The organism is Mannheimia bovis (assembly GCF_014541205.1).
Lineage (GTDB): Bacteria > Pseudomonadota > Gammaproteobacteria > Enterobacterales > Pasteurellaceae > Mannheimia > Mannheimia bovis.
Map to the genome: position 1 here is coordinate 2,073,449 of NZ_CP061280.1, position 14,938 is coordinate 2,088,386.

Annotated in this window: 13 protein-coding genes; 5 read left to right on the plus strand and 8 right to left on the minus strand. The window is 39.7% G+C overall.

Annotation, left to right across the window (positions count from 1 at the left end; all coding sequences use genetic code 11):
• Positions 1 to 77 precede the first annotated feature (77 nt).
• The gene (locus ICJ55_RS10225) at positions 78 to 1,220 is read right to left on the minus strand and encodes an HNH endonuclease (RefSeq protein ID WP_208455129.1); all 1,143 of its coding nucleotides are present in this window, start codon (positions 1,218 to 1,220) and stop codon (positions 78 to 80) included.
• A 113-nt stretch (positions 1,221 to 1,333) separates the two neighbouring features.
• On the opposite strand from ICJ55_RS10225, the gene ICJ55_RS10230 reads away from it, so the two are divergent.
• Positions 1,334 to 1,843 carry a peptidylprolyl isomerase gene (locus ICJ55_RS10230; RefSeq protein WP_188156707.1) on the plus strand — a complete coding sequence of 170 codons (510 nt, stop codon included), beginning with the start codon at positions 1,334 to 1,336 and terminating at the stop codon, positions 1,841 to 1,843.
• Between the two features lie 83 nt (positions 1,844 to 1,926).
• On the opposite strand, the gene ICJ55_RS10235 is transcribed toward ICJ55_RS10230, so the two are convergent.
• The gene (locus tag ICJ55_RS10235) at positions 1,927 to 2,856 is read right to left on the minus strand and encodes an AEC family transporter (protein WP_188156708.1); all 930 of its coding nucleotides are present in this window, start codon (positions 2,854 to 2,856) and stop codon (positions 1,927 to 1,929) included.
• 2 nt (positions 2,857 to 2,858) lie between these two features.
• Complete coding sequence (gene fdhD / locus ICJ55_RS10240) at positions 2,859 to 3,671, minus strand: formate dehydrogenase accessory sulfurtransferase FdhD (RefSeq protein WP_188156709.1); 813 nt, start codon at positions 3,669 to 3,671, stop codon at positions 2,859 to 2,861.
• A gap of 238 nt (positions 3,672 to 3,909) precedes the next feature.
• Between fdhD and fdnG the strand changes: the two genes are divergently transcribed.
• From fdnG to fdhE, 4 genes are read left to right on the plus strand one after another with little or no spacing between them, the layout of a single operon-like run.
• Positions 3,910 to 6,978 carry a formate dehydrogenase-N subunit alpha gene (gene fdnG, locus ICJ55_RS10245; protein ID WP_188156710.1) on the plus strand — a complete coding sequence of 1,023 codons (3,069 nt, stop codon included), beginning with the start codon at positions 3,910 to 3,912 and terminating at the stop codon, positions 6,976 to 6,978.
• A 3-nt stretch (positions 6,979 to 6,981) separates the two neighbouring features.
• On the plus strand, positions 6,982 to 7,893 hold the full coding sequence (gene fdxH, locus ICJ55_RS10250; RefSeq protein ID WP_188156711.1) for a formate dehydrogenase subunit beta: 912 nt from the start codon (positions 6,982 to 6,984) through the stop codon (positions 7,891 to 7,893).
• Positions 7,886 to 8,566, plus strand: coding sequence for a formate dehydrogenase subunit gamma (locus ICJ55_RS10255; RefSeq protein ID WP_188156712.1), 681 nt, complete (start codon positions 7,886 to 7,888; stop codon positions 8,564 to 8,566). The genes fdxH and ICJ55_RS10255 overlap by 8 nt, the downstream gene beginning before the upstream one ends.
• Before the next feature lie 52 nt (positions 8,567 to 8,618).
• Positions 8,619 to 9,536, plus strand: a complete 918-nt coding sequence (gene fdhE, locus ICJ55_RS10260) for a formate dehydrogenase accessory protein FdhE (protein WP_188156713.1) — start codon at positions 8,619 to 8,621, stop codon at positions 9,534 to 9,536.
• A 27-nt stretch (positions 9,537 to 9,563) separates the two neighbouring features.
• Here the strand turns inward: fdhE and ICJ55_RS10265 are convergent, their stop codons facing one another.
• The 5 genes from ICJ55_RS10265 to rep form a co-directional block, all read right to left on the minus strand.
• Entirely contained in the window at positions 9,564 to 9,893 is a 330-nt protein-coding gene (locus ICJ55_RS10265; protein WP_188156714.1) for a hypothetical protein, read from the minus strand.
• 58 nt (positions 9,894 to 9,951) lie between these two features.
• Entirely contained in the window at positions 9,952 to 11,322 is a 1,371-nt protein-coding gene (gorA, locus tag ICJ55_RS10270) for a glutathione-disulfide reductase (RefSeq protein WP_188156715.1), read from the minus strand.
• 81 nt (positions 11,323 to 11,403) lie between these two features.
• Positions 11,404 to 11,928 carry a TIGR00645 family protein gene (locus ICJ55_RS10275; protein WP_025235561.1) on the minus strand — a complete coding sequence of 175 codons (525 nt, stop codon included), beginning with the start codon at positions 11,926 to 11,928 and terminating at the stop codon, positions 11,404 to 11,406.
• Between the two features lie 104 nt (positions 11,929 to 12,032).
• Positions 12,033 to 12,671, minus strand: coding sequence for a nitroreductase family protein (locus tag ICJ55_RS10280; protein WP_188156716.1), 639 nt, complete (start codon positions 12,669 to 12,671; stop codon positions 12,033 to 12,035).
• Between the two features lie 182 nt (positions 12,672 to 12,853).
• Positions 12,854 to 14,872 carry a DNA helicase Rep gene (gene rep, locus ICJ55_RS10285; protein WP_188156717.1) on the minus strand — a complete coding sequence of 673 codons (2,019 nt, stop codon included), beginning with the start codon at positions 14,870 to 14,872 and terminating at the stop codon, positions 12,854 to 12,856.
• Between the last annotated feature and the right edge of the window lie 66 nt (positions 14,873 to 14,938).

Below are 14,938 nucleotides of genomic sequence, written 5' to 3' on the forward strand. Positions count from 1 at the left end.
CCATAGCTAAAATTCGATTCAATTTTTCAAAAATACGGCTAAGTATAGCGAATAAGCGGTCTGATTTTGAGATTTTTTTATAATTTTCTAAAATAATCTTTCCTTTGTTCTAAAATAAGCTCAACTTCTTGTAAGTTTTTATGTAAACAAGAATTTGTTTTATGAAGTATTAATTCATCCATTGACATTTCAATGTATTCTCCTAGTGCTCTATAAATGATAAATACTCTACCACCATTATTTAGAATAGCTCTATCTCTATAATCTAACTCTTCTACACCTGCACACTTTATTATCCAATGTAACTTTTGAGCAATATTTAAGCTCATGACTATTGAAGTACCTGATTGCATAACTGCAATAGTAATTCCTGAAGGAACACCAAGTAATATTTTAAGATTTTTATCTGCGTCTATACATCCCCTCAATCTAGGTAAGCATTCTCCATTACGGTACCATAACATTTTGTACATTTCTTCTAAATAATCATTTTGAAAATGAGAATATGGGAATAAACAATTTAATAAACCAATTCCTAACTTAGCTATAAAGCGTTTATCTGAATGAATATATTTAGAATACTTTAACTGTCTTTTACAGGATAAGTTTTCCAAAAAGAAATCAATCCTATCTTTATCTATATCATTAGGTTCATTAAATCCTAGTCTGACCAAATCAATTCCTGAAATCTTACTCCCTACAATTCTTCTGACTTTTTTGCCTTTGAAAGCCGATAAAAATGTATTTAGTGACAATTTAGGATTTTTAAGGCTTCTTTCAGAAAAAAAGAAGTAAGCAACAGAACTTAAAGTTTTAGCTGTACGCGGATTCCCACCAGCATACCAATACAATCTATCATCATTTGATCTTATTAAATATACTATTTCACCTAACGAACCAAGCCAAACTTCACAAACATCTCCCACATCGATGTGAGGAGGAATCAAAGTGTCAATCCCCATGTAGCTTAGAGGCAAACCATTAGAATTATTAGGTTCATAAAAATCTCTAAATTCTTGGTTCAAATAATTATGAAAAATCCAATCTTTCTCAAAAGATGCATCAACAAATAAACCAAGATTATTATTACATTGTTTACACACCTTTCTAGTTTTTAGCATATCTGAAACTAATACTCCTCCTAAAAACTGAGGAATAACATGTTCCAAAGAAAACTCTGATTCTTTTTTATTTTCTCTACAATAAATACATTTTTCCACTTTCCCCCCCAACTCACTTTGCAATTTTCTTTAAATTTTTTCATAATAGTAGTGTAGGTGAAATCACTTTCCCCTTCCATGTATTTTATTATTACCTTATTAAGGAAAACAAAATGATTACATTACACACTAACTTTGGCGACATCAAAATCGAGTTAAATTTTGAAAAAGCTCCAATTACTGCCAAAAACTTTGAAGATTACTGCAAAGAAGGCTTTTACAACGGTACAATTTTCCACCGTGTGATTGACGGCTTTATGATTCAAGGCGGCGGTATGACGGTTGGAATGACGGAAAAAGCCACCAAAGCTCCAATCCAAAACGAAGCAAGCAACGGTTTAAGCAACAAACGTGGCACGCTTGCAATGGCACGTACTTCTGATCCACATTCAGCAAGCTCACAATTTTTCATCAACGTGGTAGATAATACTTTCTTAGATTATCGTTCAAAAGAGATGTTTGGCAAAACCGTAGTCCAAGATTGGGGCTATGCAGTATTCGGCGAAGTGGTTGAAGGTATGGACGTGGTAGATAAAATCAAAGGCGTGAAAACCGGCAATAAAGGCTTCCACCAAGATGTGCCAAAAGAAGATGTGGTGATTGAATCTGTAACTGTAGCTTAATTTAGTCGCTATACAAGCGGTCAAATTTTTTCGAAAAATTGCAAATTATAGAAAAAATTCAACCGCTTGTTGCTTATTGGTACTTAAGTAATTTGATAGAGCCAAATAATAATTGGCATTGTAAACACACACAATAGCGTGGTTACACCATAAATCGCACTCGCCTTCTTAGCATCTTGCCCATAAGCCACTGCCATTTGGGTTGCTGTAGCGGCAGAGGGGCTGATGGTAGCCAAAAAACAGATCATCACAATGATTTTGCCGTTTTCTACCCATTGCTCAAATCCTATCAATTTAATGGTGATAAGCAAAATCAGCGGAATTAAAATCAGGCGTAAAAAAGACACTAAATACACCCGCTTGTCGGTAATGATTTTTTTAAACGGAATGGAGGCAATCAGCATTCCAGCGACTAGCATAGAAAGCGGTCCTATCATCTGCCCTAACGAAGACAATGTGCCGGCGAGCGTTGAAGGTAATTTGATGTGGAAGAAAAACATCGCCATTCCCACAACAATCGCAAGAATATTAATATTAAGCAGGATCTTTCTAATCGGTACACTACCCTTTCCACAAATCAGCATTCTGAGGTGCGACCAAAACAGTATGCTTTGCACCACAATAAAGGCAGTCGAATAAATCACCCACTCTGCCCCAAAAAGTGAGGCAACAATCGGAATAATTAAATTGCCTGAGTTGGAATAAATGGAAGTAGCTTGTTCAATATTATCTAACTTAAACAGTTTTTTAAAAATCCAGCCTAAAAAGACGAGTAAACCGTTAAAAAGAAAGGCTAACACAAACGCCAGAGACAAGCCACTGAGCGTTTTTTCGGAATAATCCACCTGAAATGCCATAATCAGCACCGCCGGGCTGATAATATATAGCCCGATAATTGAGAAAGGTAGGCTCTGCTCCGATTTCAATAATTTGCTTTTCACACTGAAATAGCCCAAAAACACCATTAAAGTGAGCTGCACTATTTTATCGGCAAGAAGTATGGCAATGTCCATTTTTAATCAAGAGATAGTCTCTCCGCCCCCGCATAAATTGTAGCTTTGCCCTTACGAGCAAAAGCTAATAAGGTGAATTGGTTTTCTCGTGCCATCTTCACCGCCATTTCGGTGGTAGCAGAAATCGCACACAGCATTTCAATGCCTACCGCCAAACATTTTTGCACCATTTCAAAACTTGCTCGACTGGTAACAAACACAAAACCGTTTGGAAAGCCTGCTTTAGCATACCAGCCAATCAGTTTATCTAGTGCAACGTGCCTCCCGACATCTTCCCGAATAGCCAACAATTCGCCATCAACACTAAAAAAAGCGGCGGCGTGGCTTGCACCTGTTTCTTGCGATAATGTTTGTGCATTTTCCAACTGTGCTAAACAACTTTCTAAAATAAGCGGATTAACAGCTTGCAAGCGGTTATTTTTTTTAACAATTTTGCAACTTTGATTAATTTGCTCCAATTGTTCTACACCGCAAATTCCACAGCCTGTTCTGCCAGCCATTGAGCGGCGTTTATCTTTCAGTTGTACAAATTGTCGGGTAGAAATTTCGAGCTGAATCTCTACACCATTTTCTTGCTCAATAATATCTAACCCGTATAACTCTTGAGGCGAGTTTAAAATCCCTTCTGCTAAGGAAAAACCGAGTGCGAAATCGTCTAAATCGGAAGGCGTTGTCATCATCACCGTATGAGAAATGCCGTTATAAACCAGTGCAACAGGCACTTCTGAAATCAAATTATCCTCGCTAGCTTGTTGTTTTAGCTCAGTTGTTGAGAATAATAATTTTTTGGCATCTATTTTTGTGATCTTATTCACAATATTCATCTCTTCTATGTTTAAAAAGTAGTTTATTTTGTTAAAAAGTTGTATCATATCGGCACTTAAATTTGGTTTAAATCAAATTCATTTGATATTTAACCTATTTACCGACAAAAGAGTATATTCATTTCCTTTTATTAGGAGGAAAATGATACACCTCTTCGATCAATTTATTAACTTAATTTTTTGATCAACTTTACTTTTATTTACTACATTATGTGATTTTGGAGTGATTATGCAGATCTCAAGACGTAAGTTCTTTAAGGTCTGTGCAGGTGGTATGGCGGGTACTTCTGCTGCAATGTTGGGCTTTGCTCCAACAGCGGCATTAGCAGCCCCTCGCGAGTATAAGCTCTTAAGAGCAAAAGAAACTCGCCAAACCTGTACTTACTGTGCTGTAGGCTGTGGAATGATTATGTACAGCTTAGGCGGCGAAGCAATGAATAGCAAAGGGAAGCTTATTCATATTGAAGGCGACTCTGACCATCCTGTAAGCCGTGGGGCACTATGTCCGAAAGGTGCTGGTGCATTAGACTATGTAAATAGTGATCGCCGTGTGCATTACCCTGAGGTGCGTGAACCGGGTTCAAGTGAATGGAAACGTATTTCTTGGCACGAAGCTGTTGAACGAATTTCCCGCCATATTAAAGATGACCGTGATGCAAACTTCATCGAAAAAAATGCAGAAGGTACACCAGTTAATCACTGGCTAACCGCCGGTTTCTTGGCAGGTTCTGCGTGTAGTAACGAAACAGGTATCATCACGCAAAAATGGATTCGTTCTCTCGGTATGGTATTTACCGACAACCAAGCGAGTATCTGACACGGACCAACGGTAGCAAGTCTTGCTCCATCATTTGGTCGCGGTGCGATGACCAACCACTGGGTTGATATTAAGAACGCTGATCTCGTTATCGTAATGGGCGGTAATGCCGCTGAAGCTCACCCTGTCGGTTTCCGCTGGGCAATTGAAGCGAAAAAACAAAACGGTGCTAAGTTAATGGTGGTAGATCCACGCTTTAACCGTAGTGCTGCAGTTTCTGACATCTATATGCCAATCCGTCCGGGTACGGATATTGCCTTCTTATTAGGTGCAGTAAACTATTTGCTGAAAAACGATAAAATTCAGCACGAATATGTTAAACACTATACCAATGCGACTTTCTTAGTACACGAAGGCTTTAAATTTGAAGACGGTTTATTCACCGGCTATGATGAGGCAACCCGTACTTATAAAGATAGATCGACTTGGGCATATCAAATGGATGAAGAAGGCAATCCGAAACGGGATATGACTCTTCAAGATCCTCGCTGTGTACTAAATATGTTACGTGAACACGTTTCTCGCTATACGCCTGAAATGGTTGAACGTATTACAGGTACGCCACAAAAAGACTTCTTGATTTTCTGTGAAGAGATTGCAAAAACCTCTGCACCGGATAAAGCTGCAACTTTCCTTTATGCGTTAGGTTGGACTCAACACACCGTTGGTGCACAAAACATTCGCTCAATGGCAATTATCCAGTTACTGTGCGGTAACATCGGTGTTGCAGGCGGTGGTGTAAATGCGTTACGTGGACACTCAAATGTACAAGGTATTACCGACTTAGGTTTATTCCCTGCACGTCTTCCAGCGTACTTACCATTACCAAGCGAAACAGATGTTTCATTAGAAGCATTCTTAACGCGTATTACGCCAAAAACAATGGGTGCAGGTCAAACCAACTATTGGGCAAATACACCGAAGTTCTTCATCAGTATGATGAAATCGTTCTATGGCGATAAAGCAACTGCGGAAAACGAGTTTGGTTTCCACTATCTGCCGAAACTACAAAAAGGTGGTATCGACCACTTCCGTTTCATTGAACAGATGTATGAAGGTAAAATCAACGGTTACTTCTGTCAAGGTATGAACCCGATTGCTTCTTACCCGAACTCGCAAAAAATTATTAAAGCATTAAGCAATTTGAAATATTTAGTCATTTTTGACCCGCTTGTAACTGATACTTCAGAGTTCTGGAAAAATCACGGTGAGTTCAATAATGTAAATTCTGCAGAAATCCAAACGGAAGTATTCCGTTTACCAACAACTTGTTTCGCAGAAGAAGATGGTTCAATTGCAAACTCAGGTCGTTGGTTACAATGGCACTGGAAAGCGGCTGATGCTCCACACGAAGCAAAACCGGATATTGATATCTTATCTGAAATTCGTGCTGAGTTAATCCATCTTTACCATAAAGAAGGTGGTAAAGCTCCGCTAGAGCCATTAGAAGCAATGACTTGGAATTATGCAAATCCACTAGAGCCAAAAGCAGAAGAAATCGCGAAGGAAAACAATGGTTATGCTTTAGCCGATGTAAAAGATGCTGATGGTAATATCCTAGTAAAACAAGGCGAATTACTATCAAGTTTCGGTCAAATGCGTGATGACGGTACAACCTCAGGTGCGTGCTGGATCTACACTGGTCAATGGACACAAAAAGGTAACCAAATGGCTAACCGTGATAACTCAGACCCATCAGGCTTGGGTAACACTTTAGGTTGGGCATTTGCGTGGCCGGCGAACCGCCGTATTCTTTATAACCGTGCATCAGCGGATTTAAGTGGTAAGCCTTGGAATCCGAAACGCCAATTAGTGAAATGGAACGGTAAAAACTGGAACTACATTGATGTGGCTGACTTCGGTACAGCACCACCAAATGCACCAACAATGCCATTTATTATGCAACCAGAAGGTGTATCAGGCTTGTTCGTACGTGAACGCATGATTGATGGTGCGTTCCCAGAACACTATGAGCCGTTAGAAACCCCGATCGGTACTAACCCGTTACACCCTAATGTAATTTACAGTCCGGTTGCTCGCATTTTACCAACGGATAAAGCGGATTTAGGTACAAGTGATGAGTTCCCTTATGTAGGCACAACTTACCGCTTAACGGAACACTTCCACTACTGGACGAAGAATGCGTTGATCAACGTAATCGCTCAACCGGAGCAATTTGTTGAAATCGGCGAGAAATTAGCTGAAGAAAGAGGCATTAAAAACGGCGATAAAGTACGTGTTTGGTCTAAACGCGGCGAAATTAAAGCAGTTGCAGTAGTAACGAAACGTATTCGTTCATTAGTATCAGATGGCAAGCCAATCCATACTATCGGTATTCCGATTCACTGGGGCTTTGCAGCAACTACCGGTGCGAAAAAAGGTTACTTTGCGAATAACTTAACCGTACGTTCGGGCGATCCTAGCTCTAATACGCCAGAGTCTAAATGTATGTTGTTAAACATTGAGAGAATTGGAGGCTAAAAAATGGGTGTAGTTCAATCTCAAAACATTATTAAGATCTCCGCAACCTCTGGTTTAACACCTGCTCCACAGGCTCGTTCCCACCAAGTGGAAGTGGCAAAATTAATTGATGTAACTACCTGTATCGGCTGTAAGGCTTGTCAGGTAGGCTGTTCAGAGTGGAATGATATCCGCTCTGATATCAATGCTGCTTGTGTTGGTGTTTACGATAACCCAGCTGATCTGAATGCAAAAGCGTGGACGGTAATGAAATTCAACGAAGTTGAAGAAAATGACCGTTTAGAGTGGTTAATTCGTAAAGACGGCTGTATGCACTGTACTGAACCGGGCTGCTTGAAAGCCTGCCCTGCTCCGGGTGCAATTATTCAATACGCTAACGGTATTGTAGATTTCCAATCTGATAAATGTATCGGTTGTGGTTACTGTATCGCAGGTTGTCCGTTCAACATTCCACGTATGAACCCGGAAGATAACCGTGTTTACAAATGCACATTATGTGTGGATCGTGTAACGGTAGGTCAAGAGCCGGCTTGTGTGAAAACTTGCCCAACAGGTGCAATTCGCTTTGGTAGCAAAGAACAAATGAAGTTCTATGCAGAACAACGTATTGCAGACCTTAAAGCTCGTGGTTATGAAAATGCTGGTCTTTATGATCCGGAGGGTGTGGGTGGTACACACGTTATGTATGTATTACATCACGCAGACAAACCGGAACTTTATTCAGGTTTACCGAAAGATCCGAAGATTGACACCACAGTTACAATATGGAAAGACATCTTAAAACCAGTTGCCGCTGTTGCATTAGGTGGTTTAGCATTAGCTGAAGTTGCACACTATGTAACGGTTGGTCCAAACGTTGAGGAAGATGTTGAAGATCATCACCACGATATTAGAGAAGGAGATAGACATGAGTAAGCCATATATCGTTACGAATGATACTAAAATCGTTCGTCATAAGCCGTTAGCTCGTGTTAGTCACTGGTTTCTCGTTATTTCATTCTTTATGACGATGTTTACCGGTGTAGCATTCTTCTTCCCTGATTTTGCGTGGCTAACAGAGATCTTAGGTACACCACAAATTGCTCGTGCGGTACACCCTTTCACCGGGATCGTTATGTTCATTGCATTTAGCATTGTTGCATTAATGTACTGGCATCATAATATTCCTGAGAAAAACGATATTCGCTGGGCAAAGGGTATTGTTGAGGTGTTAAAAGGTAATGAACACGCGGTTGCCGATAACGGCAAATATAATCTAGGTCAGAAATTACTCTTCTGGACATTGATTATTGCAATGTTTACCCTTTTAATTACGGGAATTATTATGTGGAGACAATTCTTCTCAGAATACTTCTCAATCCCTGTGATTAGAATTGCGATTTTACTTCACTCTACAATGGCATTTATGCTATTTACCGGTATTCTAGTACATATCTATATGGCATTCTGGGTAAAAGGCTCAATCAGAGGTATGGTTGAAGGCTGGGTAACCGTTCGCTGGGCGAAAAAACACCACCCAAGATGGTATCGTGAAGAAGTGTTACCTGAAATCGAAAAACACGTTAAGAAAGATAACACTATCCAATAATCACACAAAGTGCGGAGAATTCCGCACTTTTATTTTATGACTTAGGAAAGTTATGAGTATCAAAATTGTACAGCAAGATGAAATTCAACAAGTTGCCAGTTCATTCCAACAACCAGAATTACTTTTTGCTAACCCTAAAAACCTCTACTCTCGCCGTGCAAAGCGTTTACGCGAGTTAGCCAAAGAAAATCCGTTTGGCGATTATATGGAATTTTCCGCTAATTTAGTGGACATTCAGCTTGAATTATTAACCAATAGACCAATTGCAAATTATTCGGAAAAAGTAACCGCTTGTGTTGAACTAACACAAGGCGATAAACCACTAAACAGCAAAAATTTCCAACGTAGTGATGAGTGGAGAGAACTATTATTTGCTATTATTGAAAAATTCAAGCCTTACGCTAATGACACCATTCTCCCAACACTAGAATGGTTGGAAAAAACCTCTGCTTCTGAGTTAGAAACCTTAGCAGATAATCTTTTAAATGAGCATCATGAACTTGTAGCAGCAGATAAGGCAGTATTTATTTGGGCTGCTCTTTCACTGTATTGGGTGCAATTAGCACAACAATTGCCCCGTAATACGCGTGCTGAAGTGGGGCATAAACATTTTTGCCCTGTTTGTAACTCTGCACCTGTTACCAGCGTGATTCATTTTGGCGAAGCACAAGGTTTACGCTATTTACACTGCTCTTTATGCGAAAGTGAATGGCACGTAGTGAGGGCAAAATGCACTAACTGTGATGAAACAGGCAAGCTGGATTACTGGAGTTTAGACTCTATGGAGGCAGCAGTTAAAGCAGAAAGTTGCGGAGATTGCCACTCTTACTTAAAAGTGCTTTATCAAGATAAAGATTTTAATGTTGAGCCTGTAGCGGACGATTTAGCCAGCCTGTTTTTAGATTCTGAAATGGAACAAAAAGGCTTATCCAGAAGTGGTGTAAATCCATTCTTATTTCAAGGCGAATAACTAAAAAACGGAGCATAAGCTCCGTTTTTATCTTGGTCGGGAAATTTTCTTGCTTTCGCAGCGGTTTTCAATCACATCTCTATCAGACATAAACGCATATCGGCATTGAGATTTATAGTATTGTACTTCAGCTCTATCCAGAATTCGCTGAGCACCGACACGTAACTCCTCCATAGAAAAGCTACTCACTTCCTCCTCTTTTGGAGGCACTTTTAGTACTCTACGTTCTGAAATCTTAAATGCAGGTTTATTTTCTTGCTGTTTAGCATCACTTACATTGCTTTTATGATTAGTTTGAGCATAAGCACTTCCAATCATAAACAAACATAAAGTAACTAAACTAAGAGATGCCTTCATAGGTTTCCTAAAAATTTATTAGAAAATATTTTCTATACATCGTCATATTCTAGTATATTTATCGCATCGTTACAAATTCTTCTGAACCTGTTGGGTGAATAGCAACGGTATTGTCAAAATCCGCCTTTGTTGCCCCCATTTTGATCGCAACCGCAAAACCTTGAATCATCTCATCAACACCAAAGCCAATACCGTGTAAACCAACAATTTTCTCTTCTTTACCCACACATACCAATTTCATTCGGCAAGGCTGGCGGTGTTGAGTAACCGCCGTGTACATTGCAGTAAAAGACGACTTATAAACTTTTACATTATCTTTACCATATTGCTCAATGGCTTGTGGCTCAGTTAAACCAATAGCCCCAATTGGTGGGTGGCTAAATACGACTGTTGGTATTAAGTTATAGTCTAAATGTTCGTTGGGTTTATTGTTGAATAAGCGTTCTGATAATCGACGCCCCGCCGCAACCGCTACAGGCGTTAATTCAATGCCACCTTCAATAATATCACCCACCGCATAAATATTCGGCACATTGGTATTTTGGAATTTATCTACCTTGATAAAACCACGTTCGTTTGTTTGAACGCCTGTTACGTCCAAATTAATCACATCGGTTGCTGGCTCACGACCAATTGCCCAAACTAAGGTTTCAATAGTAGTTTCACGCCCGTCTTCTAAAATTAAAGTCAGTGTTCCATCTTGGTTTTTTGTTACTTTTTGTGGAATAGCTTGGGTATGTAGTTCAATACCATCTTGAGCTAATACTTCGAGCAAGGTTTCCACAATCAGCGGATCTTGCTGACGCAACGGTGCGTGCTGGCGAACAAACAAATGCGTTTTTACCCCTAAGCTATTAAATACGCCGGCTAACTCAACCGCAATATAACCAGCTCCCACAATTGCCACCGATTTTGGCAACGCATCTAACGCAAATACACCATCTGAAGTAATGCCATACTCTGCCCCTTCTAAATCCGGAATAGTTGGGCGACCGCCTGTTGCAATTAAAATATGATCAGCGGTAACTTCTTCTTTCGAACCATCTTCATAACTTACTTCAATCGTTTTTTCATCTTTAAAGCGAGCAAAACCATTTAACACATCAACATTATTTTTGCTTAGTACATTATTGTAAGAAGTATGGATACGCTCAATATACGCTTGTCGGCTTTCAACCAATTTTGCATAGTCAAAATGATTAACAGAGACATCAAAACCATAATCAGGAGCATAGCGATGGATCGCTTCTGCAATTTGAGCACCATAAAACATTACCTTTTTCGGCACACAACCCACATTAACGCAAGTCCCACCTAGATGTTTTGCTTCAATAATGGCACATTTCTTCCCATAACTTGCTGCTCTATTAATAGACGCAATACCGCCACTACCACCACCAATCGCAACATAATCATAATGTTTTGCCATAATCTACTCCCTATCAGTCTAAAATAATAAAAGCGATTTTATTATAATCGCTTTTATCAAAAATGTATGTTGTCATCAATATTAATGTTTAACGTGTTGGGCATTCAATATTTTATCAATATATGCTAACACTAATGCAGAAATCACAAAGGTAACGTGGATAATTACTTGCCACATCATTTGCTTTTCATCAAGGTTGGAAGCATTGATAAATGTTTGCAGTAAGTGAATAGATGAAATGCTGATAATTGCCATCGAAAGTTTTACTTTCAGCACTGTTGCATTGACGTGATCAAGCCATTCAGGCTGATCCGGATGCCCATCAACTCGCAATCTGGAAACAAAGGTTTCATAACCACCTACAATAACCATCACTAAAAGATTGGCGATCATCACTACATCAATAAGATTTAATACAGCTAACATTACCATATTAGAATCCATCTGGTTTAGATCAACCACTAAATGATATAGCGACTTCATAAACTTATAAGCATAAATACCCTGTACAACAATTAAACCTAAATAAATAGGCAATTGTAACCAGCGGCTGGCAAAAATAATTTTACTTAAAATATTCGCTCTTGTTTCTAACTCTGTATTCATATCAATCCCACATAACTATAAAAACCATAATAAAAGCGGTCGAATTCTAGCAATTTTTTGCAAAAAAATTAAGAGATTCGACCGCTTGTTTTTAAGATTATTTATTACTTTTTAAATCCTTTCCCATCATTCCAAGACACCGTATATTCTAAGCCTAAACGGCAGCTTGGTAATGCCGGATTTGCCGCCCGTCCAATAGCTAATAACATTACAGGCAAATAGCGAGAACTGTCAATTTCCAGTAAATCAACTACCGCATTACGGTTAAATACACCGATTGCGTGGGTATCGTACCCCCTATCTTTGGCAATCAACATCAGCTGCATAGCGATTAAACTGCTATCAATTAACACTTGATCTCGAATATCTGCTTCCGTTAATTGCTGATGAAGACCAAGTAAAAAATCAAATTTACGATCACGGAACTCTGGGTGCAAACATCCCGTTTCAACCGACTGATCAACAATATCGCCTAACAATTTTTCATATTGCAAATCCGCCAAAACCACAATCACAGCAGAAGCCGTTTCACAAGGTGGACCATTAAAGGCAACATTACCCGATAGCTCTTTTTTGATTGCGTTATCATCAACCACTACAAATCGCCAAGGTTGTAAATTCGCTTTTGAAGGAGCAAGTTGTGCTAATGCCAACATCTCCTGCAGCTCTTCACGACTGATTTTCACTGTAGGATTAAAGGCTTTAATGGTTTTGCGTTGCTCTATAACCGTTTTTAATTCCATCTTATTTCTCCTATATAAACATTTTTAGTCTATAACGTCGAAAACTTCAATGTAATAATTGAAAATAGGTATTCCGCTCGTTTCTTGAGATAAGTCAAAATTATCAAATCAACAAGCGGTCAAATTTTACTAAAAATTTGCAAATCACTTACAAAAATTTTCCAATGTTCAACCGCTTGTTGCTATTTCTTATTCGCTTTTAGCATCGCCATTAAATTAGCAATATTAGCAGATGATTTAGCCTCTTTTTGTTGCTCAGTGAGCGGTGGCTTATCTCTTTCCCACACCAAATCATCTTGTGGCAATTCCAGCAAAAAACGGCTTGGTTCAGGTTTGATAATTTCACCATATTGCCGACGTTCTTTGCATAGCGAGAAGGTTAGCGTTTGCTGGGCTCGGGTAATGCCAACGTAAGCCAAACGGCGTTCTTCGTCTACATTCTCTTCGTCAAGGCTGGTTTGGTGTGGCAAAATGCCCTCTTCCATTCCGATCAGAAAAACGTGGGGAAACTCTAAGCCTTTTGAGGCGTGTAAGGTCATAAGCTGTACTTGGTCGGCTTCATCATCGTCTTCGCCCCGTTCGAGCATATCGCGTAAAGTCAGGCGATTGACTACTTGCACCAAATTCATTGGTTCTTCAATTTCATCCCCTTCCAGCATACCTTGAACCCATTCAAACAGGGTTTGCACATTCCGGCTTTGCATTTCTGCCATTTTCGGGTTGGTAGCGGTCTCATATAAGTACGCTTCGTACTGAATTTTCGCCAATAAATCTTTCACCGCTTCAATCGGATCTGAACGCTCCGCCTGATCAGCAATTTCCACAATCCAGCGGGCGAAATCTTGCAGGGCTTGGTAAGGTTTCGGCGTTAAGCGTTGTATCAGCTCAAAATCGAAAATCGCCTCAAACAGACTGACTTGTTTTTCATTCGCCAATATTCCCAATTTTTCTAGCGTTGCCGCACCAATTTCTCGCTTTGGTGTGTTCACAATACGTAAAAATGCCGCATCATCATCTTGATTTACCACCAAACGCAGATATGCCATCATATCTTTGATTTCTGCCCGAGCAAAAAACGATGTACCACCTGAAATTTTGTACGGAATGCGGTTTTGCATCAGTAATTTTTCGAGCAAGCGAGATTGGTGATTACCCCGATACAAAATGGCATAATCCTTATATTTAGTCTTTTTAGAAAAGCGATGAGCGATAAGCTCGCCGACAATTCGCTCGGCTTCGTTTTCTTCATTTTTTGCCTCGATCACATTCAGTTTTTCGCCTTCACCCAGCTCAGAAAAGAGGCGTTTGGTGAACAGATGATCGTTGTTATCGATCAAAATATTGGCACAATGCAAAATCCGCTGGCTAGAACGGTAATTTTGTTCTAGTTTGATCACTTTCAGATCAAAATCTTCACGCAAGCGTTGCATATTTTCAGGCTTCGCCCCACGCCACGAGTAGATGGATTGGTCATCATCACCCACTACCGTAAAGTTTGGCTCATCGCCGACAATCAGCTTAATCAACTCATATTGGCTGGTGTTGGTGTCTTGGTATTCATCTACTAACAGATAGCGAATTTTATGCTGCCAACGAGCTTTTGCTTCAGGAAATTGGAGGAAAAGTAGTACGGGGAGCATAATGAGATCATCAAAATCCAAAGCGTTATAAGCCTTCAGTTGATTTTGATAGAGCTGATAGAAGTGAGAAAAGACCCGCTCACGCTCATCTCGCACACGAGCAATTACCATTTCAGGGGACAGTAGATCGTTCTTCCAATTTGAAATAGTGGAAATGAGGGTTTTAAGCAGATCTTTATCTTCTGTCACATTTTCCGGCAACAGATGTTTAAGCAAGGCAATTTGGTCGTGTTCGTCAAATAACGTCATTCCCGACTTAAAGCCAAGCAATTTGTACTCTCGCTTTAAAATCTCAAAACCAAGAGTGTGGAAAGTTGAAATCGTCAGCCCTTTGCTATTTTCTTTACCGATAGAGTGAGCCACTCTCTCCCGCATTTCACGGGCGGCTTTATTGGTAAAGGTTACTGCCGCAATCTGTTTCGGGGAATAGCCGCAATTTGCAATTAAGTGAGCGATTTTATTAATAATCACCCGAGTTTTGCCCGAACCGGCACCTGCCAGTACAAGGCAAGCCCCTTGAGTGTATTCCACCGCTTGTTGTTGTTGAGAGTTGAGTTTCATTAGATCTGTTGGAAAGTGATTTTGACGACTATTTTAACGGAAAGAAAATAAGCGGTCTAATTTTTC

Coding starts and splice junctions, on each gene's coding strand:
- ICJ55_RS10230 (WP_188156707.1), top strand. CDS start 1,334: ATGATTACATTACACACTAACTTTGGCGACATCAAAATCGAGTTAAAT.
- ICJ55_RS10235 (WP_188156708.1), bottom strand. CDS start 2,856: ATGGACATTGCCATACTTCTTGCCGATAAAATAGTGCAGCTCACTTTA.
- fdxH (WP_188156711.1), top strand. CDS start 6,982: ATGGGTGTAGTTCAATCTCAAAACATTATTAAGATCTCCGCAACCTCT.
- ICJ55_RS10255 (WP_188156712.1), top strand. CDS start 7,886: ATGAGTAAGCCATATATCGTTACGAATGATACTAAAATCGTTCGTCAT.
- fdhE (WP_188156713.1), top strand. CDS start 8,619: ATGAGTATCAAAATTGTACAGCAAGATGAAATTCAACAAGTTGCCAGT.
- ICJ55_RS10265 (WP_188156714.1), bottom strand. CDS start 9,893: ATGAAGGCATCTCTTAGTTTAGTTACTTTATGTTTGTTTATGATTGGA.
- gorA (WP_188156715.1), bottom strand. CDS start 11,322: ATGGCAAAACATTATGATTATGTTGCGATTGGTGGTGGTAGTGGCGGT.
- ICJ55_RS10275 (WP_025235561.1), bottom strand. CDS start 11,928: ATGAATACAGAGTTAGAAACAAGAGCGAATATTTTAAGTAAAATTATT.
- ICJ55_RS10280 (WP_188156716.1), bottom strand. CDS start 12,671: ATGGAATTAAAAACGGTTATAGAGCAACGCAAAACCATTAAAGCCTTT.
- rep (WP_188156717.1), bottom strand. CDS start 14,872: ATGAAACTCAACTCTCAACAACAACAAGCGGTGGAATACACTCAAGGG.